This window comes from Paraburkholderia sediminicola (assembly GCF_046027825.1).
In the GTDB taxonomy this organism is placed as follows: domain Bacteria; phylum Pseudomonadota; class Gammaproteobacteria; order Burkholderiales; family Burkholderiaceae; genus Paraburkholderia; species Paraburkholderia sediminicola_D.
This window is the reverse complement of sequence record NZ_JAQQDU010000035.1, coordinates 1-21,790: the sequence shown is the minus strand read 5'-3', so window position 1 is coordinate 21,790 and position 21,790 is coordinate 1. Positions and strand designations below refer to the sequence as shown.

Here is a 21,790-nt window from a genome sequence, read left to right as displayed (position 1 = left end):
AAATATCCGCTCCATGACCAAGACAAGTGCCAGGTCCGTCAGCATCGCGCCGGACCACAATCAACCCACCCTGTCGAAGGGCCAGAAAGCGTTCAACACGCTGATCAAACAGATCGAAAAGCGGCGTGCCAGCTTGCGCGCGTGGGAAGAGTTCGCGCCGGCTTTCCAGCAAAAATACGTGAATGAATTGCTGCCGTTGACGCAGAAGATGCAGCATTTGCGTGCGCAAATGGCGCACCTTCTCGACGAGCAGAGCAACCAGAAACGTATCACCCAGACCGAACGGCGCACCCTTTCAGCGGTGATTGTCGATCTGGCGGCCAGGTGTCTCGGGGAAGCAGATAGCGACGAGCTGAAAGCGCTGTACAACCGGCACAGCGGGTCCAACTACGACGACGAAAGAGCGTCCGAGTTAGACGAAATGAAATCGATGCTCGAGACGGTACTAGGCGTCGAACTGGATGACATCGACATGAACTCACCCGATGAAGTTCTGGATCGTCTGCAGGACCATATCGAACAGGATGACGCCGCGCAAGCGGCACAACATCAGGCGCGCCAGGCGCAAAGCGCCCCCAAAAAGAAGACGGCGAAGCAGATGGCCGCCGAGACACGCCGCGAGGAAGAAGAGGCACAACTAAGCCGCTCGATTCGCGAGGTATATCGTAAGCTGGCCAGCGCGTTGCACCCCGATCGCGAAAGCGATCCAGAGGAGCGCAAACGGAAAACCGCGCTGATGCAACGCGTCAACGAGGCCTACAGCAAGAACAACCTGCTGCACTTGCTCGAATTGCAGCTGGAACTTGAACACATCGATCAGAATGCGATCGATAACCTGAGCGAAGACCGGCTCAAGCATTACAACAAGATACTGAAGGAGCAGGTAGGCGAACTCGACGACGAAATCATGTTTGCCGAAATGGCGTTCAAGGAGCGCTACGGGCTCGACCCGATGGCGTCCATCACGCCCAAGAGGGCCATGTACGGGCTGACGGAGGACGTTTTTATGCTTCAGGAACAGATCGACTCGCTCGAGTACGATCTGGTGGAATTCCAGGACCTCGGCACGCTCAAGACCTGGTTGAAAATCCGGCGGCGTTGAAATTGAACGGCTCGCTTCGCCGCCGGGCGTGTGCGTCACGCGTCCGCGATCAACCGGGTTCTATCTCGCGCCACTGTCCATCTGCAGCATGACTTGCCAGCACGGCCTCAATAAACCGGAGGCCGGCTACACCGTCATCGACCGTTGTGAGTAGCAGGCTTTCGGTGGGCAACGGTTGACCCGCATCCAACGCTTCGATCTGTAACGCTGCATCTTTGTACAACTGCGCGAACGCTTCCAGATAACCTTCTGGATGCCCCTGCGGCACGCGCGTTGCGTGCGCGGCGGACGCGCCGTTCACACGTCCGCGCGTCAGGCGCTCTGCCGTTCCGCCTAGCGGCGTGAGCCACAATTCGTTCGGATTCTCCTGATCGAAGGCCAGACTCGCTTTCGTCCCATATACCCGCAGACGCAGCGCATTCTCCGCGCCGCTCGCCACCTGGCTCGCCCACAGCATGCCGCGCGCACCGTTCGGATAGCGCAGCATCGCCTGCACATGGTCGTCGATACGGCGTCCCGGCACGAACGTGTGCAATTCGGCGGATAGCGACGACGGCGTCATCCCCGTGACGAAGGCAGCGAGATGGTATGCATGCGTGCCGATATCGCCGAGACAGCCAGCGGGACCCGCTAACGATGGATCCGTGCGCCAGCCTGCCTGCTTGTTCGTGCCGCTCGTTTCTATCGGTTCAGCCAGCCAGTCCTGCGCATATTCGACTTGCACCACGCGTATTTCGCCAAGCTCGCCTTTCTCGACAAGCTCGCGGGCATGGCGTACTAACGGGTAACCGGAATACGTGTGCGTCAACGCCAACAGCTTGTTCTTCTCGCGAGCGAGTCGTGCCAGCGCCTCGCCTTCTGCCAACGATATCGCCAGCGGCTTGTCGCATACCACGTGGATGCCCGCTTCGAGAAAAGCCGTCGCCACCGGCGCATGCAGATGATTCGGCGTAACGATCGCGACCGCGTCGATACCGTCGTCGCGCGCGGCTTCGGCGTGCGCCATGTCGCGCCAGTCTGCGTAGCTGCGCGCGATACCGGCTTCGGCGGCGCTCGCTTGCGCACGCTGCGGATCGGACGACAATGCGCCCGCCACCAGTTCGAACCGATCGTCGAGCCGCGCCGCGATCCGATGCACCGCGCCGATAAACGCGCCCTGCCCGCCGCCGACCATACCGAGTCTGAGTCTTCTTTGTGGCATCGCCCCCAATCCTTTGCGATCTGCTTCTGCCGCTTCACGCTTCACAGTTAGCCCGCAGGCAACTCGCCGTCAGATGTGCGTTAAATGCCAAGCACCCGCTTTAACTGTGCCGCATCCACGCCGCTGCCAGCGAAATCATCGAACGCATGGTCGGCCACGCGAATAATGTGCCGGCGAATAAACTCCGCGCCTTCACGCGCGCCGTCCTGGGGATGCTTTAACGCACACTCCCATTCCAGCACCGCCCAGCCTGGAAAGTCGTATTGCGCCATCTTCGAGAAGATCGCGCCGAAATCGATCTGCCCGTCGCCAAGGGATCGGAAACGCCCCGCGCGTTCAACCCAGCCGCTATAGCCGCCATACACGCCTTGCTTGCCGTTCGGACGAAACTCCGCGTCCTTCACATGGAACGCCTTGATACGTTCGTGATAGATATCGATGAAGGCAAGGTGATCGAGCTGCTGCAGCACGAAATGGCTCGGGTCGTAGAGAATGTTCGCGCGCGGGTGCTGTTTCACTGCGTCCAGAAAGCGCTCGAAGGTCACGCCGTCGTGCAGGTCCTCGCCCGGATGCAGTTCATAGCACACGTCAACGCCGGCTTCGTCGAACGCATCGAGAATCGGCGTCCAGCGGCGCGCGAGTTCTTCGAAGGCGGTTTCTATCAAGCCTGCCGGACGCTGCGGCCACGGATAGAGATACGGCCACGCCAGCGCGCCGGAAAACGACACGTGGGTGTTCAACCCCAAACGTTGCGACGCCTTGGCCGCCAGTTTCATCTGATCAACCGCCCACTGCGTGCGCGCAGCAGGATTGCCCCGCACATGCTGCGCGGCAAATCCATCGAACAACGTGTCATAGGCCGGATGCACCGCGACGAGTTGTCCTTGCAAGTGCGTCGACAGTTCGGTGATCGTCACGCCCGCATCTTCCGCGATCTCGCGCAACTCGTCGCAATAGGTTTGACTCGCCGCCGCCTGTTCAAGATCGATCAGGCGCGTATCGCACGGTACCTGGATCCCCTTGAAGCCGAGGCTCGCAGCCCAGCCGGCCAGATGCGCGAGGTTGTCGAACGGCACCTCGTCACCCATGAACTGGGCGAGAAAAATCGCCGGCCCTTTGATGGTTTTCATCGTACGGTTCCTCGAACTATGGCGCGCCTGTCATGCCTCCGCGATAGAAACACGGCAAGCACGCTCCGGATGCCCAGGATCAGAACGGCGAGTCAGGAAAGTAGAACTGCTGCGCGTTTTCCTTCGTGATCAGCACCGACGGAATGATCGTGGTCGGCGGCAGTTTGTCGCCCTTCAGACGCGCTTCGGCGGTGAGCTTGATCGCGTCGTAGATGAATTTCGGCGAATACGACACGTCGGCCTTGATCATCGGTGCGCCGTCCATCACGTTCTTCACCATGCCCTTCGAACCGGCACCGCCAAACACGATCTTGATGTCGGAACGCTTGGCCTGCTCGATCGCCTTGAGAACGCCCACGGCCATGTCGTCGTCCGCGGCCCAGACGGCGTCGATATGCTTGAAGCGCGTGAGATAGTCCTGCATCACCTTGAACGCGTCGTCGCGATTCCAGTTCGCGTACTTGGCGTCGAGGATCTTCATATTCGGATAGTTCTTGATCACGTTCGTGAAGGCGGTCCAGCGTTCGTTGTCGAGCGTGGTCGGAATGCCGCGCAACGCGACGATGTCACCCTTGCCATCGAGTGCTTTCGCCAGATACTCGGCGGGAATCTTGCCGAACGCTGTGTTGTCACCCGCGACGTAGGCATCCTGTGCGCTGGTATCCGTCAAACCGCGATCCACCACGGTGACATACACGCCCTTCTTCTTCACCTGGGCGACGGGCTGCGTGAGCGAAGCCGACTCATACGGGAAAATCACCAGCGCGTTGATCTTGTTCACCGTCACCAGATCCTGCAACTGGTTCGCCTGTTCGGGCGCGCCAGCCGCGGTCTTCACGATCACCTTCAGATCGGGATGCGCTTTCTCCAGATCGGCTTTCGCCTTGTTCGCCCACCAGACGATGCCGCCCGTGAAGCCGTGGTCGGCAGTGGGAATCGCGACGCCCAGTATTACCTTTTCATCGGCGCGCGCAATGTTTGCCGTGCCCAGTATCCCCAACGCCAGCATGCCGGCGCCGACCGCTCGAATGACCTGCTTCATGGTTGTGTCTCCTTTAGTGAGGCGTTCACGCGCCCCGATTCTGGAACTTGCCGTTGTATCCCTTGAAGCTCAACGCCTGCTACCTACCGCCGTCCGCGCTGCACGAACGCGACGAAGATAATCACGACGCCCTGCACCGCCGCATTCAGATACACACTGATGATGCTGGTCAGATTCAGAATGTTGGCGATCACCGAAAGCAGGATCGCGCCGATTACCGTACCGACCACGCGTCCTTCGCCGCCCTTCAGCGCCGTGCCGCCCACCACCACCGATGCAATCGCTTCGAGCTCCCACAGCAAGCCGGTGGTCGGCGTGGCTGAGCCAAGGCGCGGCACGTACAGCACGGTCGCCACGCCGACACATATCCCGAGCAACACGTACGTAATGATCTTCACGGTATCGACGCGGATCGCCGCGTAGCGCGCGACCTGCTCGTTGGAACCGATCGCTTGCACGTGGCGGCCGAACGCGGTGCGATTGAGGATCAACGCGCCACCCGCTGCGACGACCAGGAACACCCAGATCGGAACGGGCACGCCAAACAGACTCGCGTAGTAAACCGGCCCGTACAAGTCGGACAGCGAGTTATCCAACGTCAGCGCGCCGCCATCCGCGAGCCACGTCAGCACCGCGCGGAAAATCCCCAACGTGCCCAACGTAACGATGAACGGCTCGATGCGCCCTTTGGTAATCAGCAGCCCGTGCGCGCAGCCGAACAAACCGCCGAGCACCAGCGCGAACACAATGCCCAGCGTCACAATCAGCAAAGGCGCGAGCGTATGTCCGCCGACACCGGCAGCGAGTCCATTCATCAGCCAGATCATGCTGCCCGCGATCAGCGCCGCCATCGACCCGACCGACAGATCGATGCCACCCGAAATGATCACGAAGGTCATGCCGACCGCGATGATGCCGATGAACGAGGTGCGCGTGAGCACGTTCATCAGGTTATCGAGCGTCGCGAAATCGCGGTTGAGCAGCGTGCCGACGATGCACAACACGATCAGCCCAACGAGCGGCCCGAGCGCATACAGACGATGCGCAAAACGCAACGCGCGGCCGGATTGGACGGCTTCAGTGGGTGCCGGTCGCATGGGCGATCAACTCCTCTTCGGTCAGATGCTCGAGCGTGAGCGTGGCTTGCAGGCGTCCCGCGCGCATTACGGCGACGCGGTGACACAAGCCGATCAGCTCGATCAGTTCGGATGAGATGACGATCACCGCGTGGCCCTGCGCGGCGAGACGATGGATCAGGAAATAGATGTCGCGTTTCGCGCCGACATCGACGCCGCGAGTCGGTTCGTCGAGCACGATCACGTTCGGATCGGGCTGCAGGAACTTGGCGAGCGCGAGCTTCTGCTGATTGCCGCCGGAAAGCATGCGCGCGCGGCTCGACAGATCGCCCGTGCGAATGCCGAAGTCGCTCACGGCTTTCGTCAACGCCGCACGCCCCGCTTTCATATCGAGCAGCGGATGCGCGTAGCGTTCGAGCGTCATCAGCGTGACGTTGTCCTGCAGGCTTAGATTCACATGCAGGCCTTTGCCTTTGCGGTCCTCGCTCAGATAGGTGAGACCATGGCGCATGGCGTCGCGCGGGCTCTTCAGATCGGCGCGGCGACCGGCGATATCGATGCGGCCCGCCGTGCGTTTGCGTAGACCGATGATCGCTTCGAACGCTTCGGTGCGGCCCGCTCCGACGAGTCCCGCAAAGCCCAGCACTTCGCCGGCGCGCACCTCGAAGCTCAGGTTCTCCACCCAGTCCGGTACGGCGAGACCATCGACTTTCAACGCGATCGGCGCGTCGGCAGGCACGGCGATCTTGTCGGGGAACATATCGGACACATCGCGCCCGACCATCAGATTCGCCATCTGCTGCCGCGCGAGTCCCGCGGTTTCGCTGCGCGCGACGAAGCGGCCATCTCGCATCACGATTACTTCGTCGGTGATGCGCTCGACTTCATCGAGTTTGTGCGAGATGTAGACGATGGTCACGCCATCGGCTTTCAGCTTCGCCATCAGCGTGAAGAGCCGTTCGGTTTCGGAAGGCGTGAGCGTGGCGGTCGGCTCATCCATGATGAGCAAACGCGCGCGGCGCGACAGCGCCTTTGCAATCTCCACCATCTGCTTTTCGGCGACGATCAACTCGCGCACTTTCGTATCCGGTGCTTTCTGGAGGCCGACCTGCGCGAGATAGCGCGCGGCCTCGGCGCGCATTGCGGCATCGTCGACGAACCAGCCGCGCTTTTTTTCATGGCCGAGATACATGTTCTGCGCGATCGTCAGATGCTCGGCGAGATTGAACTCCTGGTGAATCAGCACGATGCCGGCCGTTTCCGCATCGCGAGACCCGATGAACTGCTGCGCGTGGCCGTCGACCAGCAAGGTGCCCGAGGTCGCCGTTTCATAACCGGCGAGGATCTTCATCAGCGTCGATTTGCCCGCGCCGTTTTCGCCGAGCAAACCGTAGATGCGCCCCGGCGCCAGGTCAAAGCTCACGCCGTGCAGCACGCGCACCGGCCCAAAGTCTTTGCGGATATCGTCGAAGCGAATGGCGAGGCTCATGACTCACGCGCTCCTGCGAATCACGAGCCGATGCGGCAGCAGCACGCCCGGCACGTTCGCCAGCGGATTCGCGAGCCGCTGCAGCAGCAGGCGCGCGGCGGTTTCGCCGAGTTCGCGCATCGGCTGGGCGATGGTGGTCAGCGGTGGATCGATCTGCGCGGCGAGCGAAATATCGTCGAAGCCGACCACCGCAACATCGTCCGGCACGCGCTTGCCGACGTTGCGCAAGCCATGGATCACACCGATCGCCAGCGTGTCGGAGACGGCGAAGAGCGCGCTCGGCGCGTCAGGCTGTTGCATCAGCAACGCCGCCGCCGATGCGCCCGCTTCGTAGTCGAGACTGTTCAGGTTCATGCGCCAACGCTCGTCCGGCGTGATGCCGGCTTCGGTCAATGCGTCCAGATAGCCTTGCTGACGCTGCCGCGCGTACAGATAGTCGACGTCCGAATTGATCAGCCCGATGCGCCGATGGCCGCGCGCGAGCAGATGCCGCACCGCGTCGCCCGCCGCCTGATAGTTGTCGATGCCCACATACGGCACACCCATCGCCGGATCGAATTCGCAACACGCGACCCACGGCAACGCGCTGGAGGCCTCGCCGAGCGCCTGCTGGATGGTGGCGGGATCGAGGCAGATCGCGCCATCCGCGCGACGGCGGCGCAGCAGATCGAAATAGCTGCGCTCGCGTCCCGGGTCGGCACCCGTGTCGCATAGCAGCATGAAATAGCCGTGCTGGCGCGCGACGCTGTCGATGCCGCGCACGATCTCCGCGTAGAAGGGGTTGCCGACGTCGGGCACCATCGTCAGCAGCAGGCGGCTTTCGGCGGTGCGCAGGTTGCGCGCAAGTTCGTTGACGCGATAGCCGCTGGCGTTGACCGCCGCCAATACCTTGTCGCGCGTGGCAGGCCGCACGTTCTCGTGGCCGTTCAGCACACGCGATACCGTCGCCACCGAGACGCCCGCCTGCTCCGCCACCTGGGCAATCGACAGGCCTTCGACCGGCCGCGGCGGCTGCCCCTCAGGCGGCGGGCGCGTCGTCGTCGACGTCGCGGGGGCTGGTTTGGACACCGACTTGGACAAGTGAATGCGCCTCAAAAATGTAATCGATTACATTTTTGAGCGATGAAAGCGGGAATCGCAAGGACGGATCGCTAGGGATTAACACGGGGTCGGGCCGGCGCGGCGCGACCCCGTCCAGGGTGCGGCCCAGCAGCGCACTGCCCGCGGCGGGGTCGGTTCGCGCCGCCATTTGGTACAATCCCGCAGTTACCCTGCCGTGGCCTGCGTGCTGCGTTGCAACGTCCCGTTGCAACGCCGGAGTCGTACCCCGAGGCCGCCAGTCAGTGGCACAGAATTGCAAACTCGCCAAACCACACTGCCGAATCCACCATGAACATCGAGCAAGCGCGTTTCAACATGATCGAACAGCAGATCCGCCCCTGGGAAGTGCTCGACCAGGACGTGCTGAATCTGCTCTCGATCGTCAAGCGTGAAAACTTCGTCCCCACGGTCTACCGCGATCTGGCCTTCGTCGACTTCGAAGTGCCGCTGCCGGCCGGCCAGCACATGCTGGCGCCGCGCGTCGAAGCGCGCGTGCTGCAGGAGCTGGCGGTGAAGAAACACGAAAGCGTGCTCGAAATCGGCGCAGGCTCGGGTTACATGGCCGCCCTGCTCGCGCACCGCGCGCAGCACGTGCTGACGGTCGATATCGAACCGGAACTGGCGGAACTGGCGAAGAACAACCTGATCGCCAACGGCGTGCTGAACGCCGAAGTCGTCACCGGCGACGCCTCGCGCGGCTGGGCCAACGCTGCACCGTACGACGTGATCTGCGTATCGGGCGGCCTGCCGGTGCTGCCGCAGGAAATCCTCGAACATCTGAAGATCGGCGGCCGTCTGGCGGCTTTCGTCGGCACCGCGCCGGTCATGAAGGCGCAGGTCATCACGCGTATCGACGAGAAGCAGTACCGTATCGCCGACGTGTTCGAAACCTATGTCGAGCCGCTGATTAACGCCGTGCAGCCGCCGCGCTTCAAGTTTTAATTCGCACGTTTTTCTGGACGCCGGCACGCCGCCGTCCTCTGAACTGGATGTCCTGCTGATGCAAAATCTGACCGCTCCCGCACTCGCCGAATGGCTCGCCGATCAATCGCGCGCCGCACCCGTGCTGCTCGACGTGCGCGAACCGTGGGAAATCCAGACGGCGTCGATCGCCGGCGCCGTGTCGATTCCGATGCGTGAGATCCCCGCGCGCAGCGAAGAGCTCGACGACGACGCGCAAATCGTTTGCGTGTGCCATCACGGCGCGCGCAGCGCCCAGGTCGCGATGTTCCTCGAATCGCGCGGCCACACCAACGTCTTCAATCTGCAAGGCGGGATCGACGCGTGGTCGCGTCAGGTCGATCCGTCCGTTCCGACCTACTGACCGCACGGTCACGATGATCCGCCAGCGGGCGCCGGCCCTCGCGGCCGCTCTGGCGCTTGCTTGCGCGGTTCTCGCGGGTCTTCCGATCACTGCGCAGGCCGTCGGCCTCTCCCAGCTTTACGACGAAGCACTCTCGAACGACGCGCAGTTGCAAAGCGCGCGCGCGGCGCTTGCCGCCAATAGCGAAGAGCTGCCGCTCGCTCGCGCCAAACTGCTGCCGCAAGTCTCGGCGTCGTTCACCGCGAACCGCCAGAGCACCGATTTCGGCGGTGGCTTTCCTTCCTCGTACGGCAACAGCAACGGCTATACGATTTCGCTCACGCAACCGCTGATTCACGTCGATAGCTGGTACGGCTATGCGCAGGGCAAGCTTGCGGTGGATTCCGCGCAGGCGTCGTTTGCGCAGGCGCGGCAGGATCTGATCGTGAGGCTCGGCCAGGCCTATTTCGACGCGCTCGCCTCACAGGACAGCCTTGCAATCGTGCGCTCGCAGAAGGCGTCGATCGCGCTGCAGCTCGAATCCGCCAAGCGTTCATTCGAAGTGGGCAACACAACAATCACCGACACCAACGAAGCTCAGGCCAAATACGATCAGGCGATTTCGCAGGAAATCGCCGCGCAGAACGATCTTGCGGTGAAGCTGGCAGCGTTGCAGCAGATTGTTGGGCATCCGGTCGAACATGTGGACGGATTGGCCGCCGGCGCACCGCTGCCGCCGCCCGTGCCTGCCGACATCAATCTGTGGGTCGATGCGGCCACTGATGCGAACTATCAGGTCGCGTTGATGCAGATCGCGCTGGAAACAGCGCAGCGCGAGACATCGAAAGCCAAGGCGGGCCATCTGCCGACCGTCGACCTGGTTGCGAGTCGCTCGCGCAGTAGTCTCGGTGCGGCCGGCGCGGGTAACTTCGGTGGCAATTTCGGCGGCGGCTTTGGAAGCGGTGCGAATACGCCGGCGCCGGGCACACCGGCGCTCGCTGCGGAACTGGGCAACCTCGGGTCCACGTACACGAACAGCACGATCGGCGTGCAGCTCACAATCCCGATCTTTGCAGGCGGTGCGACGCAAAGCCGTGTGCGTCAAACGCTCGCACTCGAAGACCAGGCTGCCGCCGATCTCGATACGGCTCGGCGCAATGCCGCGCTGTCGGCACGCCAAGCTTTTCTCGGTGTGGTGAGCGGGCTCGCGCAAGTGCGCGCGCTGCAGACCGCCGAGCGATCAGCGAACACCTCGCTTGAATCGAATCTGCTTGGTTATCAGGTCGGCGTGCGGATCAATATCGACGTGCTTAACGCGCAGGATCAGCTGTTTTCGGCGCGCAGAGATCTGGCGAAGGCGCGTTATGACACGCTGATCAATAGCCTCAAGCTGAAGGCTTCCATCGCGAATCTCACTGATCAGGACGTGCTGCAGTTGAGCGCGCTGCTATCGCCGGTCGACGATGGTTCGTTGACGGCGCTGCCAAACGTGCCGACAGTGCAGCATCCGGGTGTCGCTGCCAAAGGCGCTGCGGGCAAGCTCGGGCGACGGGCTTTGCCGAATGCGGCGGCGCCGCAGCAGTAAGCCGGGCCGCTTAGTCTCTTTCGTTCCCTGATTGACCCTCTGCCTGCGCAACGTTTCACTCGTTGTGCGTGGGCTGTCTGCTGCTTGTCGCCGTGTGCTGGCACCTATCGTCCTTCGCACGTCCTCAGCGCGGGACGGTCTTCGACATCCCTGACACTCTCCTTTCATTGCGACGTTTCTCGTCTCCGCTGCAGAACTCTCGCACGGTTTCCTGATCATCATCCGGGCACCATGCTCCGACTATTTTGGGGAGCATGGGATGAGACTTCTGAAGATCGCGATGCTGGCTGCAGCGCTGTTGCCGATCGCGGCCTACGCAACGTTAGGCGGCGCACCGGGCACCGGCACATCCTCTCCGACGATGCTGCGCGCTACGCCTCAGTCTGCCACCGCGTCAGGCACGGGTGCAGCCAACACAACCGCCACGGCGCCCTACACCGTGCGTGAATCGCGCGACGCCGCCGGCATCACTGTCCGCGAGTATGTACTGCACAGCAATGTCGTGTTTGCCGTCACCTGGCAGGGCCCGGTGCGTCCAGATATGAGAGCGCTGCTCGGCAGCTATTTCCCGAACTACGTTTCCGCAAGCGAAGCACGTCCGCTCGGCACCGGCGCACTGAACGAACGCCGCGGTGAGCTTCAGATCGAATCGTCAGGCAGACCGGGCCGTTTATTCGGCATCGCGTACCTGCCTCGCCTCATGCCCGCGAATGTCCGCGCAGCCGATCTGCCATGAACGAGACGCCGATTTCACGGGAAGACAACAATATGAAAACCTCTAGCAAGACACTCTGGGTCGCGATGGCCGCCATTGGTGTCGCGCTTTCCGCATGCGGCGGCGGTGGCGGCGATAGCACTACCAGCGTACAAAACTCCTCCATCAACTGGCCAGCCACGCCGAGCTGGCCAATCACGCCCAACCCTCCGTCGCCGCCGTCTCCGGTTGCTGACAACAACACGGTGCAGATTGTCGTCGATACCTCGATGGGCAGCATCAACATGCCCGCCGTTTCTATTGTGCTGTGCGGGCCCGGGCAGCAGGACCGCAGCCAATGCGAGACCATCGATCGCATGGTGCTCGATACCGGCTCAGTGGGCGTGCGCGTGATGGCGAGCGCAGTCAGCACCAAGCTCAAATCCCAACTGCTGCTGCAAACCACACCCGTCGCCAATCAAACCAGCCCGTTACCACTCGCTCAATGCGCGCAGTTTGCCTCCGGCTTCACATGGGGCTCGATCAGGCGCGCTGACGTGACGATTGGCAGCAAGAAAGCAAGCAATCTTCCGATTGAACTGATCGGCGACGGCTCCTACACCACGCCGTCGAATTGCATATCGAACGGCGGCCCGGATCTCAGCACAGCCCGGGCACTCGGCGCCAACGGCATCATCGGTATCGGTCACAGTGTGTACGACTACCCGGCTGCCGCAGAAGCGGTACTGGCGGCGAACTACTATGCCTGCGGGTCAACGAACTCCTGCGTGGGCACGACGGTGCCGCTCAACCGGCAGGTCATGAACCCGGTCGCGGCGTTCGCCACCAATAACAATGGCACGATCATCCGCTTGCCTGCATTGCCCGCAGGGGGCCACGCCAGTGTCACGGGTGAACTGGTGTTCGGCGTCGGCACCCAGTCGAACAATATGCTGCCCGCCACAGCAAACGTCCTCGCCGTGGATCAGTACGGCTACTTCACGACCCAGTATCAGGGGCGCGTGATCACCACCAGCGCAATCGACAGCGGCACCAATGGATTCGGCTTCGACGACGCCACGATTCCGACGATAGGCGAAGACGCATATCAGTGGTACGCACCGTCGAGTGCACTCAGCCTGTCGGCAACGATGGAAGCCACCAGTGGCGCTGGCAAGCCGATTATGGTTCCGTTCTCAATCGACAACATCCAGACCGTGACCGCAAACAACTACGCGGCCTACGACAATATCGGCGCGCCCCTATCGAGGTGGTTCCTGTGGGGCTTGCCATTCTTCTATGGCCGTAACGTGTATACGGTGCTCGAAGGCGCCACGGTAGGCACGCAAACCGGACCGTTCGTGGCGTTCTGATGGCCGCGTTGATTTGACACGAATGCAGCAGGAGGCCGGCGTCAGAAGGTGCTGGCTTCTTGTTGCGTCGTTCGCCGCATCAAGAGGCGTTCCGCGGATGGATGCGCCGGTTCGTTACGCCCACTTATGCAAGCGTCGTCGCCCGCGTCGTCTTGCACCCAAGGCGAGTTTTCCGACATTCAGTTCGGAGCTTTCCCACAGTCTCATTAATCGCCCGCAGGCAACATGCTCCGACCTGTTTTCTGGAGCAATGTGATGAAATTTGTAAAGATCGTCTTGGCCGTGTCGGCGCTTTTGCCGCTCGCCTCGTATGCAGCGTTGGGTGGTGTACCGAGTGCGGGTTCAGCCCCGAAGTCCTTGCTCCAATCGGCAGCGTCCGCTTCCTCTCCTGCATCTGCTGCGGCTTATACCGTGCGTGAGTCGCGCAATGCCGACGGCGTCACGATCCGCGAATACGTACTGCCTACCAATGTCGTGTTTGCCGTCACATGGCAAGGGCCCGTGCGCCCCGACATGACCGCGTTACTTGGCAGCTATTTTCAGACCGCAATCTCAGCATCCCAAAGCCGCGCGCGCGGCACCGGTCCATTAATCGAACGCAACGGCGACTTTCAGATCGAGTCGATGGGCCGAGCAGGAAGCTTCTTCGGTAAGGCAGTTCTGCCGCGCCTTGTCCCCGCCAATGTCCGTGCTGACGATTTGCAGTGACACGGCACATCGATTTCACGGAACACAAGAAACATGACGACCCGCAATAAAAAACTTTGCTTCGCCCTGCTTACGGCCAGTCTGGCTCTTTCAGCCTGCGGTGGTGGCGGTGGCGACGACGGCAATTCGAACGCGACGAAGGACAACGAAAAACCGGCGACGCCAACGCCTTCGCCTGCGCCGAGCCCGGTGCCTACGCCGAGTCCCGCTCCGTCCCCTACGCCAAGTCCGACTCCGACTCCGGCACCGAGTCCCACTCCGAGCCCTGCTCCAGGTCCAGATATGGGCACTGGTGGCGTTCCGACTCCGAGCCCGGCGCCGACTCCGACGCCGACGCCAACTCCTACGCCGACACCGACGCCAACTCCGACCCCGACCCCGACGCCCTCCCCCGTGGCCGATGTCAACACGGTCCCGATCACGGTGGAACGATGGACAGGAAATTTCCCCAATCAGCCCTACGCGACCGTCACCATCTGCATCCCTGGTGTACAGGGCGCAAACCAATGCGCAACGATCGACCACATGCTGGTTGACACCGGTTCAGCTGGGGTACGCGTCCTGGCAAGCGCCTTGGGCTCGGCAGTCACCGGTCGCCTGCCAGCGCAGACCGGCGCAACCGACGACCCAACCAGCGGTGCGCCGATTGCCGAATGCACGCAATTTTTATCCGGATACACGTGGGGTCCGATCAAGCGCGCCGACGTAACGATGGGCGGTAAGGTAGCGGGCAACCTGCCGATCCAGGTCATCGGCGACGGGTCGTATGCCACGCCGTCAGATTGCTTGTCGAATGGGCTCTCGAATCTCGGCACAGCGGCCGGCCTGGGTGCTAACGGTGTGATCGGTATCAGTTCGGCGGTGCGCGACTGGCCGCTCGCAGCCCAAACCCCCTTATCGGCAACTTACTACTATTGTCCGTCCACGGGTTCGTGCAAGGGCACGCGCGTACCGCTCGACACGCAGGTCATGAATCCTGTCGCTAACTTCACGTCGGACAACAACGGCACGATCATCCGTCTGCCCGCGTTGCCGGCAGGCGGACAGGCAAGCGTCACGGGCGAACTGGTGTTCGGAATCGGCACTCAGCAGAACAATGCATTACCGTCGAATGCCAATATCATTCCGCTGAACGACAACGGCTTCTTCACGACCGTGTATAAGGGCGGCACGTTCGTCCAAGGCGCTATCGATAGCGGTTCGAACACGAACACTTTTCGGGACGGGACGATCCCGGTCGATCAGTGGTACCGTTACGCCCCGTCGACCACACTGAGCCTGTCCGCCGCACTCAAATCCGGCAATGGCGTGACTGCCCCCGTAACCATACCGTTCCAGGTGGCCAATATGGCCAGCCTGATGGCGGGCCAGTACGCCGCGCATGATGATCTCGGCGTATATACGTCGTCGTCCAGTTACTTTATTTGGGGGTTGCCGTTCTTCTACGGCCGCAACGTGTACACGGCATTGAACGGCTCCCGCGCAGGCACGCAAACCGGCCCGTTCGTCGCCTTCTGATCGGCTTTGGACGCGCACATGTAGCGCAAAAGGCCGGCGCCTTATGGCGCCGGCCCTTCGTCTTTCTGCCTGAAGACCGAGTCCTGCCCACCCGCTAATCCGCCTCCCTCAACACCTCCGCCACCGCCGCAAAGATATCATCGATCTGCGCCTCTTCAATAGTCAACGGCGGCGAGAACGCCAGAATATCTCCGGTGTAGCGCGTCAGCACACCCGTCTCATAACAACGCACAAAAACATCATAAGCACGCGCGCCAGGCGCTCCGGCACGCGGCGCCAATTCCACCCCACCCACCAATCCAAGATTGCGCACATCGATCACATGCCTTTCGTCGCGCAGCTTATCAAGCTGCACCACAGCCTCGCGGTGCCGTCGAGAATGCGTCGGCCATCGTGGGGCGTGTAGTACATCCCCTTCGCGCTCGGCAGCAGACGCGGCGCGCTCTTGAACTGACGGTTCGCAGCAAAGGGCATCCAGAACGCGGACATATCGGTGGTTTGACGCTGGCGCGCTCATTCATATCGTGTCCCCTCGCGTGGGTGGTCTTCCAGTGAAGGCAGAGCGCGGCGCATGCACAAAGGGGCGGCGGACTTGCACCGCCGACGCCCGCTGGCCGATGGATACGCTTCGTTGCGGCGCGGCTCGCACCTGAACAAGGCGCAAGCCCTGCTCCTGCACCAATTTCGCGCCATGTTACGCATAACTTACGTCGCGCATCACCGCGCTGCAGCACGCAATTCGCGGACTTCATGTCGAAATTACTACATGGCATGTGCCTTGCAATACACAAGCGGCAAGTCATGCGGGATAAGCCCTGCTGGCTGAAATCGACGCCCATAAACAGTCACCATCAATGGCAAGGGGAAATACATGAAACGTCGTAGTCTGTTGAAGTTCGGCTCCATGTCGGGCGCATTGGCGCTTGCTGGTCAGGTTCCGTTTGCTCATGCGCAATCGGATAGCGGTCCGATCAAAGTAGGCGTTCTACATTCCTTGTCAGGCACGATGGCGATCTCGGAGACATCGCTCAAAGACACCGCGCTGATGACCATCGCGGATATCAACAAGAACGGCGGCGTCATGGGCCGCCAACTGCAGCCGGTGGTGGTCGACCCGGCGTCGAACTGGCCGCTGTTCGCCGAAAAAGCACGCCAACTGATCACCCAGGAAAAGTGCGCCGTGGTGTTTGGCTGCTGGACCTCGGTGTCGCGCAAATCCGTGCTGCCCGTGTTCGAGGAACTGAACGGCCTGCTGTTCTACCCGGTGCAGTACGAAGGCGAAGAAATGTCGCGCAACGTGTTCTACACGGGCGCCGCGCCGAATCAGCAAGCGATTCCGGCGACTGAATACCTGATGAGCACGGAAGGCGGCGGGGCCAAACGTTTCTTCCTGCTGGGTACCGACTATGTGTACCCCCGCACGACCAACAAGATCCTGCGCGCGTTCCTCAAGTCGAAAGGCGTGCAGGAAGCCGATATCCAGGAGGTCTACACGCCGTTCGGTCACAGCGACTATCAGACCATCGTCGCGAACATCAAGACCTTCTCGCAGGGCGGCAAGACCGCGGTGATCTCGACGGTCAACGGTGACTCGAACGTGCCGTTCTACAAGGAACTCGGCAACCAGGGGCTGAAGGCGTCCGACGTGCCGGTCGTCGCGTTCTCGGTCGGCGAAGAAGAACTGCGCGGCATCGATACGAAGCCGCTGGTCGGCAATCTCGCGGCATGGAACTACTTCATGTCGCTGCGCAACCCGACTAATGAGAAGTTCAAGAAGCAATGGGCTCAATGGGTCAAGGACAATAACCTGCCGGGTGGCACCAAGCGCGTGACCAATGACCCGATGGAAGCGACCTTCGTCGGCATCCATATGTGGAAGCAGGCGGTCGAAAAGGCAAAGAGTGCCGACGTCGACAAGGTTCGCGTGGCGATGATCGGCCAGACCTTCAACGCGCCCTCGGGCTTCGTGCTCGAAATGGACGGCAATCACCATCTGCACAAGCCAGTGATGATCGGCGAAGTGCGTGCCGACGGCCAGTTCAACGTGGTCTGGCGGACCAAAACAGCTATTCGCGCTCAGCCATGGAGCCCGTTCATCGCCGGCAATTCGAGCAAGCCGGATGTGGTCAGTTCGATTCCCGCATTCCTGAAGCGCTCGCGGATTGTGTGAGCCTAAGCCTGAATCTGGGCAGAGCCGGGGCTGAACCGCAGCTCTGCCCGACAGGACGCTGCAAGTCGCAAGACAACGGCGCGGCACCGGTGCATCACCGTGATGCCGCGCCGCATCGCCGGTTCTTCTTCAAAGGCCATCATGGCGTTTTCATTTCTGAAATTTGCACGACGCAGCATCGGCGGCCTCGCGCTCGCGCTTGTCGTTAGCACGCCGCTTGCCGCCTTCGCGCTCACCCCGGCCGATGTCGCACCGCTCGCCGGCGATGACTTCGACGCGAAATCCGCGGCAATCGACAAGCTGATTGCCAACCACGACAAGGAATCGCTCGCGGTGCTCAAGGCCCTGTCCGAAGACAGCGCGCTCACCACCGATTCCGGCGCCGTGCTGCTGCAGGACGGCGACACGGCACGCGATGCCGTCACCGGCAAAACGGTCGCTGCGGGCGACGCGCAACCGGTCACCCTGAACAACCTGCTGCGCTCGAAAGTGGCAGGCGCACTCTCGGGCCTGCAACTCGATTCGCCCGACGCCGCTACACGCGACGCAGCCATCACCGCGCTGCTGCAAAATCCCGATCCGTCGATCAAACCGCTCGTCGATGCGGCGCGCGTGAAGGAAACCGACCCGGCGCTCAAGAAGCGCCTCGACACGCTGTGGGCAATGACCGCGTTGCACGACGCCGACCCGGCCAAACGTCTCGAAGCCGTGCAACTGGTCGCCGCGCGGCACGATCTTGACATGAACGAACTGCTGCGTCCGCTCGTCGCGAAGAAGCCGGACGGCAGCTTCAACGAAACCGACGAGCGGGTGCGTGCCGCCGCGCAAAGCGGCATCGACGAACTCGATTCGATCCAGCGCCGCAGCCAGATCGCGGGCACGCTGTTCGCGGGCTTGTCGCTCGGCAGCGTGCTGCTGCTCGCTGCATTGGGCCTCGCGATCACGTACGGGCTGATCGGCGTGATCAACATGGCGCACGGCGAATTTCTGATGATCGGCGCGTACGCAACGTACGTCGTGCAGAACCTGTTCCAGCGCTTTGCGCCGGGCGCGTTCGACTGGTATCCGCTGCTCGCGGTGCCGGCTTCGTTCGCCGCCGCCGGGCTGGTCGGCATCGTCCTCGAGCGGCTGGTGTTGAAACACCTCTATGGCCGTCCGCTCGAAACGCTGCTGACCACCTTCGGCGTCAGTCTGATCCTGATCCAGGCGACGCGCATGCTGTTCGGCGCACAGAACGTCCAGGTGATCAATCCGGCATGGATGAGCGGCGGCGTGACCGTGCTGCCGAATCTGATCCTGCCGTACAACCGGCTGGCGATTCTGGCGTTCTCACTGATCGTCGTCGGGATTGCATGGGCTGTCCTGACCAAGACTCGCCTGGGTCTATTCGTGCGAGCCGTCACGCAAAACCGGCGGATGGCCGCGTGCGTCGGCGTGAAGACCGCGCGCGTCGATACCTATGCGTTCGCGTTCGGCGCGGGCATTGCCGGCCTGGGCGGCTGTGCGCTGTCGCAGATCGGCAATGTGGGCCCGGACCTCGGCCAGAGCTACATCATCGATTCGTTCATGGCCGTGGTGCTCGGCGGCGTCGGCCAACTCGCCGGCACGGTGATCGGCGGCTTCGGGCTCGGTCTCGTCAGCAAGGCGATCGAACCGTTCTGGGGCGCGGTGCTCGCCAAGATCGCCGTGCTGGTGCTGATTGTGTTGTTCATCCAGAAGCGTCCGCAGGGCATGTTCGCCCTCAAGGGCCGTAGCGCGGAGGCATGAGATGACGACTGCTACCTCATCGGCTCACGTCGGCGCGGCGAGCGGCGCCGACGCAGCCGCAGCCGGACGCGAAGCGCAGTCCGGCTTCGCGCTCGGCTTGCCGCCGCGTCCCGCATTGCTATCGCGCCGCGCATGGCTCGCACTGATCGCGCTGATCATCGTGTTCGGCCTTGGTGTGCCCTTCGCCACGCTAGTGGTCCCGGAGACGAGCGCGTTCCATCTGTCCGCGTATGCGATGACGATCACCGGCAAGTTCATGTGCTACGCGATTGCCGCGCTGGCACTCGATCTCGTGTGGGGTTATTGCGGCATTCTGAGCTTGGGACATGCGTTGTTCTTTGCATTGGGCGGCTACGCGATCGGCATGTACCTCATGCGCTCGATCGGTCACGAAGGCAAATACGGCAGCGATCTGCCTGACTTCATGGTGTTCCTCGACTGGCACCAGCTGCCGTGGTACTGGCAGGGCACGCAGCATCTCGGTTATGCGCTGTTGCTGGTGGTATTGGTGCCGGCGGTGGTCGCGTGGGTATTCGGCTTCTTCACGTTCCGCTCGCGGGTGAAGGGTGTGTATCTGTCGATCATCACGCAGGCGATGACGTTTGCCGCCATGCTGCTGTTCTACCGCAATGAAACGGGTTTCGGCGGCAACAACGGCTTCACCGACTTCAAGCGCATCGGCGGTTTTCCGATTACGCATCCGGGCACGCGTACGGCCCTGCTGCTGATCACGTTTGCCGTGTTGATTCTGGCCTTTATCGGCGCACGGGCCATTGTCACGTCGAAGCTCGGGCGTGTCGTGACCGCGGTGCGTGACGGCGAAACGCGCTTGATGTTCCTCGGCTACAGCCCGCTCGCGTACAAGCTTTTCGTGTGGACTGTGTCCGCGATTCTGTGCGGGATTGCAGGTGCGTTGTATGTGCCGCAGGTCGGCATCATTAACCCGGGCGAGATGTCGCCGGGCAACTCGATCGAAATGGCGATCTGGGTTGCGGTGGGTGGGCGCGGCACATTGATCGGGCCGATCATCGGCGCGTTCGCTGTGAATGGCGCGAAGAGTTTTTTCACGGCGAACTTCCCTGAATACTGGCTGTTCTTTCTTGGCCTGATTTTCGTGCTGGTCCCGCTGTTGTTGCCGAACGGCATCATGGGTCTGATCGAAACGGTGACGCGCAAGAGGAACCGCCCATGAACGAAAACCCGATGGTTCCTGATCTTGCGTTGCCTGAAGAGCCTGCTGAACGGTCGTTGAGCGGCGTCGCCAGTATGGGGCACGCGGTGGTGCCGGGCGAGATCGATATTTCGCACGGGACGATTCTGTACCTTGAAGATGTGACCGTGAGTTTCGACGGGTTTCGCGCGTTGAACGCGCTGAGTTTGTCGATCGATGCTGGAGAACTGCGTTGCATCATCGGGCCGAACGGCGCGGGCAAGACGACGATGATGGATGTCATCACCGGGAAGACCGAGCCGGATTCCGGCAAGGTTTTTCTGGGGCAGTCGATCGACCTGACGCGGATGAATGAGCCTTCTATTGCGCGCGCCGGCATTGGGCGCAAGTTTCAGAAGCCTACTGTTTTTGAGCAGCATCCTGTGTGGGAGAACCTTGAGTTGGCTATGAAGGCTGACAAGGGTTGGTGGGCTTCTTTGCGGGCACGACTCGATCGTGAGGCGCAAGCGCGGATTGAAGAGACGTTGGCTTTGATCGGGTTGGAGAGCGAGGCACGGCGGCTTGCGGGTGAGTTGTCACATGGGCAAAAGCAGCGGCTTGAGATCGGGATGTTGCTGATGCAGCAACCGGCGCTTCTGTTGCTCGATGAGCCTGCGGCTGGCATGACCGATGACGAGACCATGCAGTTGGCTGAGTTGCTTAATCACCTGCGTGGGACGTGTTCGATGATGGTTGTCGAACATGATATGGAGTTTGTCGCGGCGCTGTCGGGTGAGAAGGGAAAGGTGACAGTGATGGCCGAAGGCCGCGTGCTGGCGCATGGTACTTTGGATGATGTCAAACGGGATGAGATGGTGATTGAGTCTTATCTTGGGAGGTGATTTGTTTTTTTTGCCTTCGCGGCGCTTTCTGTCTGTATGCCTACGGCGTTGGGCTTTTCTGGATCTGGATTTTTTGGCCTTTCCTTGAATTCTTAGTGGTCTATTAGTGTTGCCCCTGTGCGGGGCGGCACTTACTTTCTTTGCCGCCGCAAAGAAAGATAAGCAAAGAAAGCGGCTCACCCCGCTAGCTCATAAGTGGGTCCCCTGGGCTTGGAGGGGGCAGTGGTGCATCTGGAATCCGTGCCCTCGCACATTTGGCGTCAGTGACAAAGCGCTCATCAGCTCCCACTCCGCACTGCGTGCGTCGCGGATGGGTCTGCGTGGGAAACCAGAGGCTTCGTTTGTGCATGGTGGGGGCCGTTGGCTTTACCTCGCCGAGTTGCCCGATAACTTGATGGCAAGCCGCATCAGCGGATGCGGCAACGGCAACGGCAACGGCAACGGCAACGGCAACGGCAACGGCAACGGCAACGGCAACG

The 21,790-nt window shown here is 61.7% G+C and carries 18 protein-coding genes and 1 pseudogene; 12 read left to right on the top strand and 7 right to left on the bottom strand.

Annotation, left to right across the window (positions count from 1 at the left end):
* Window positions 1–13: 13 nt before the first annotated feature.
* Window positions 14–1,102 carry a molecular chaperone DnaJ gene (locus PQQ96_RS19940; protein ID WP_408295422.1) on the top strand — a complete coding sequence of 363 codons (1,089 nt, stop codon included), beginning with the start codon at window positions 14–16 and terminating at the stop codon, window positions 1,100–1,102.
* Between the two features lie 49 nt (window positions 1,103–1,151).
* Here the strand turns inward: PQQ96_RS19940 and PQQ96_RS19935 are convergent, their stop codons facing one another.
* The 6 genes from PQQ96_RS19935 to PQQ96_RS19910 all read right to left on the bottom strand — a co-directional run bounded on the left by PQQ96_RS19935 (window position 1,152) and on the right by PQQ96_RS19910 (window position 8,120).
* A complete protein-coding gene (locus PQQ96_RS19935) occupies window positions 1,152–2,303 on the bottom strand; it encodes a Gfo/Idh/MocA family protein (RefSeq protein WP_408295419.1) in 1,152 nt (383 codons plus the stop codon).
* A gap of 80 nt (window positions 2,304–2,383) precedes the next feature.
* Window positions 2,384–3,433, bottom strand: coding sequence for a sugar phosphate isomerase/epimerase family protein (locus tag PQQ96_RS19930; protein ID WP_408295417.1), 1,050 nt, complete (start codon window positions 3,431–3,433; stop codon window positions 2,384–2,386).
* A gap of 79 nt (window positions 3,434–3,512) precedes the next feature.
* On the bottom strand, window positions 3,513–4,475 hold the full coding sequence (locus PQQ96_RS19925; RefSeq protein WP_408295414.1) for a substrate-binding domain-containing protein: 963 nt from the start codon (window positions 4,473–4,475) through the stop codon (window positions 3,513–3,515).
* Window positions 4,476–4,558: 83 nt separating this feature from the next.
* Complete coding sequence (locus tag PQQ96_RS19920) at window positions 4,559–5,572, bottom strand: ABC transporter permease (RefSeq protein WP_408295411.1); 1,014 nt, start codon at window positions 5,570–5,572, stop codon at window positions 4,559–4,561.
* Window positions 5,553–7,040 carry a sugar ABC transporter ATP-binding protein gene (locus PQQ96_RS19915; RefSeq protein WP_408295408.1) on the bottom strand — a complete coding sequence of 496 codons (1,488 nt, stop codon included), beginning with the start codon at window positions 7,038–7,040 and terminating at the stop codon, window positions 5,553–5,555. Before PQQ96_RS19915 ends, PQQ96_RS19920 begins: the two co-directional genes overlap by 20 nt.
* 3 nt (window positions 7,041–7,043) lie before the next feature.
* Window positions 7,044–8,120 carry a LacI family DNA-binding transcriptional regulator gene (locus tag PQQ96_RS19910; protein ID WP_408295405.1) on the bottom strand — a complete coding sequence of 359 codons (1,077 nt, stop codon included), beginning with the start codon at window positions 8,118–8,120 and terminating at the stop codon, window positions 7,044–7,046.
* A gap of 309 nt (window positions 8,121–8,429) precedes the next feature.
* Here PQQ96_RS19910 and PQQ96_RS19905 point away from each other — a divergent pair, with 309 nt between their 5' ends.
* From PQQ96_RS19905 to PQQ96_RS19875, 7 genes are all read left to right on the top strand, one after another.
* Window positions 8,430–9,083 carry a protein-L-isoaspartate O-methyltransferase family protein gene (locus tag PQQ96_RS19905; protein WP_408295402.1) on the top strand — a complete coding sequence of 218 codons (654 nt, stop codon included), beginning with the start codon at window positions 8,430–8,432 and terminating at the stop codon, window positions 9,081–9,083.
* Between the two features lie 58 nt (window positions 9,084–9,141).
* Window positions 9,142–9,465, top strand: coding sequence for a rhodanese-like domain-containing protein (locus tag PQQ96_RS19900; protein ID WP_408295400.1), 324 nt, complete (start codon window positions 9,142–9,144; stop codon window positions 9,463–9,465).
* A gap of 13 nt (window positions 9,466–9,478) precedes the next feature.
* Window positions 9,479–11,029, top strand: coding sequence for a TolC family outer membrane protein (locus tag PQQ96_RS19895; RefSeq protein WP_408295397.1), 1,551 nt, complete (start codon window positions 9,479–9,481; stop codon window positions 11,027–11,029).
* A gap of 259 nt (window positions 11,030–11,288) precedes the next feature.
* Complete coding sequence (locus PQQ96_RS19890; RefSeq protein WP_408295394.1) at window positions 11,289–11,765, top strand: DUF2844 domain-containing protein; 477 nt, start codon at window positions 11,289–11,291, stop codon at window positions 11,763–11,765.
* A gap of 32 nt (window positions 11,766–11,797) precedes the next feature.
* The gene (locus PQQ96_RS19885) at window positions 11,798–13,096 is read left to right on the top strand and encodes a DUF3443 domain-containing protein (RefSeq protein ID WP_408295391.1); all 1,299 of its coding nucleotides are present in this window, start codon (window positions 11,798–11,800) and stop codon (window positions 13,094–13,096) included.
* A gap of 255 nt (window positions 13,097–13,351) precedes the next feature.
* A complete protein-coding gene (locus PQQ96_RS19880) occupies window positions 13,352–13,804 on the top strand; it encodes a DUF2844 domain-containing protein (RefSeq protein WP_408295389.1) in 453 nt (150 codons plus the stop codon).
* 33 nt (window positions 13,805–13,837) lie between these two features.
* Complete coding sequence (locus PQQ96_RS19875; protein ID WP_408295386.1) at window positions 13,838–15,322, top strand: DUF3443 domain-containing protein; 1,485 nt, start codon at window positions 13,838–13,840, stop codon at window positions 15,320–15,322.
* 94 nt (window positions 15,323–15,416) lie between these two features.
* Here the strand turns inward: PQQ96_RS19875 and PQQ96_RS19870 are convergent.
* A pseudogene (locus tag PQQ96_RS19870) lies at window positions 15,417–15,746 on the bottom strand (aminotransferase class III-fold pyridoxal phosphate-dependent enzyme); the annotation flags it as partial.
* Between the two features lie 447 nt (window positions 15,747–16,193).
* Between PQQ96_RS19870 and urtA the strand changes: the two are divergent.
* The 4 genes from urtA (at window position 16,194) to urtD (ending at window position 21,311) form a co-directional block, all read left to right on the top strand.
* Window positions 16,194–17,492 (top strand): urea ABC transporter substrate-binding protein, encoded by a 1,299-nt coding sequence (gene urtA / locus PQQ96_RS19865; protein WP_408295384.1) that lies wholly within the window; start codon window positions 16,194–16,196, stop codon window positions 17,490–17,492.
* A 141-nt stretch (window positions 17,493–17,633) separates the two neighbouring features.
* Entirely contained in the window at window positions 17,634–19,259 is a 1,626-nt protein-coding gene (gene urtB / locus PQQ96_RS19860) for an urea ABC transporter permease subunit UrtB (RefSeq protein ID WP_408295381.1), read from the top strand.
* A 1-nt stretch (window position 19,260) separates the two neighbouring features.
* Window positions 19,261–20,451 carry an urea ABC transporter permease subunit UrtC gene (gene urtC, locus PQQ96_RS19855; protein ID WP_408295378.1) on the top strand — a complete coding sequence of 397 codons (1,191 nt, stop codon included), beginning with the start codon at window positions 19,261–19,263 and terminating at the stop codon, window positions 20,449–20,451.
* Window positions 20,448–21,311 (top strand): urea ABC transporter ATP-binding protein UrtD, encoded by an 864-nt coding sequence (gene urtD, locus PQQ96_RS19850; protein ID WP_408295375.1) that lies wholly within the window; start codon window positions 20,448–20,450, stop codon window positions 21,309–21,311. Before urtC ends, urtD begins: the two co-directional genes overlap by 4 nt.
* Window positions 21,312–21,790: the final 479 nt, after the last annotated feature.

What these genes read in the sequence shown, in the direction of transcription:
- urtD (WP_408295375.1), top strand. Translation starts at nt 20,448, where the DNA reads ATGAACGAAAACCCGATGGTTCCTGATCTTGCGTTGCCTGAAGAGCCT.
- PQQ96_RS19930 (WP_408295417.1), bottom strand. Translation starts at nt 3,433, where the DNA reads ATGAAAACCATCAAAGGGCCGGCGATTTTTCTCGCCCAGTTCATGGGT.
- PQQ96_RS19900 (WP_408295400.1), top strand. Translation starts at nt 9,142, where the DNA reads ATGCAAAATCTGACCGCTCCCGCACTCGCCGAATGGCTCGCCGATCAA.
- PQQ96_RS19940 (WP_408295422.1), top strand. Translation starts at nt 14, where the DNA reads ATGACCAAGACAAGTGCCAGGTCCGTCAGCATCGCGCCGGACCACAAT.
- PQQ96_RS19890 (WP_408295394.1), top strand. Translation starts at nt 11,289, where the DNA reads ATGAGACTTCTGAAGATCGCGATGCTGGCTGCAGCGCTGTTGCCGATC.
- PQQ96_RS19935 (WP_408295419.1), bottom strand. Translation starts at nt 2,303, where the DNA reads ATGCCACAAAGAAGACTCAGACTCGGTATGGTCGGCGGCGGGCAGGGC.
- urtB (WP_408295381.1), top strand. Translation starts at nt 17,634, where the DNA reads ATGGCGTTTTCATTTCTGAAATTTGCACGACGCAGCATCGGCGGCCTC.
- PQQ96_RS19885 (WP_408295391.1), top strand. Translation starts at nt 11,798, where the DNA reads ATGAAAACCTCTAGCAAGACACTCTGGGTCGCGATGGCCGCCATTGGT.
- PQQ96_RS19895 (WP_408295397.1), top strand. Translation starts at nt 9,479, where the DNA reads ATGATCCGCCAGCGGGCGCCGGCCCTCGCGGCCGCTCTGGCGCTTGCT.
- PQQ96_RS19905 (WP_408295402.1), top strand. Translation starts at nt 8,430, where the DNA reads ATGAACATCGAGCAAGCGCGTTTCAACATGATCGAACAGCAGATCCGC.
- PQQ96_RS19920 (WP_408295411.1), bottom strand. Translation starts at nt 5,572, where the DNA reads ATGCGACCGGCACCCACTGAAGCCGTCCAATCCGGCCGCGCGTTGCGT.
- PQQ96_RS19875 (WP_408295386.1), top strand. Translation starts at nt 13,838, where the DNA reads ATGACGACCCGCAATAAAAAACTTTGCTTCGCCCTGCTTACGGCCAGT.
- urtC (WP_408295378.1), top strand. Translation starts at nt 19,261, where the DNA reads ATGACGACTGCTACCTCATCGGCTCACGTCGGCGCGGCGAGCGGCGCC.
- PQQ96_RS19915 (WP_408295408.1), bottom strand. Translation starts at nt 7,040, where the DNA reads ATGAGCCTCGCCATTCGCTTCGACGATATCCGCAAAGACTTTGGGCCG.
- PQQ96_RS19925 (WP_408295414.1), bottom strand. Translation starts at nt 4,475, where the DNA reads ATGAAGCAGGTCATTCGAGCGGTCGGCGCCGGCATGCTGGCGTTGGGG.
- PQQ96_RS19880 (WP_408295389.1), top strand. Translation starts at nt 13,352, where the DNA reads ATGAAATTTGTAAAGATCGTCTTGGCCGTGTCGGCGCTTTTGCCGCTC.
- urtA (WP_408295384.1), top strand. Translation starts at nt 16,194, where the DNA reads ATGAAACGTCGTAGTCTGTTGAAGTTCGGCTCCATGTCGGGCGCATTG.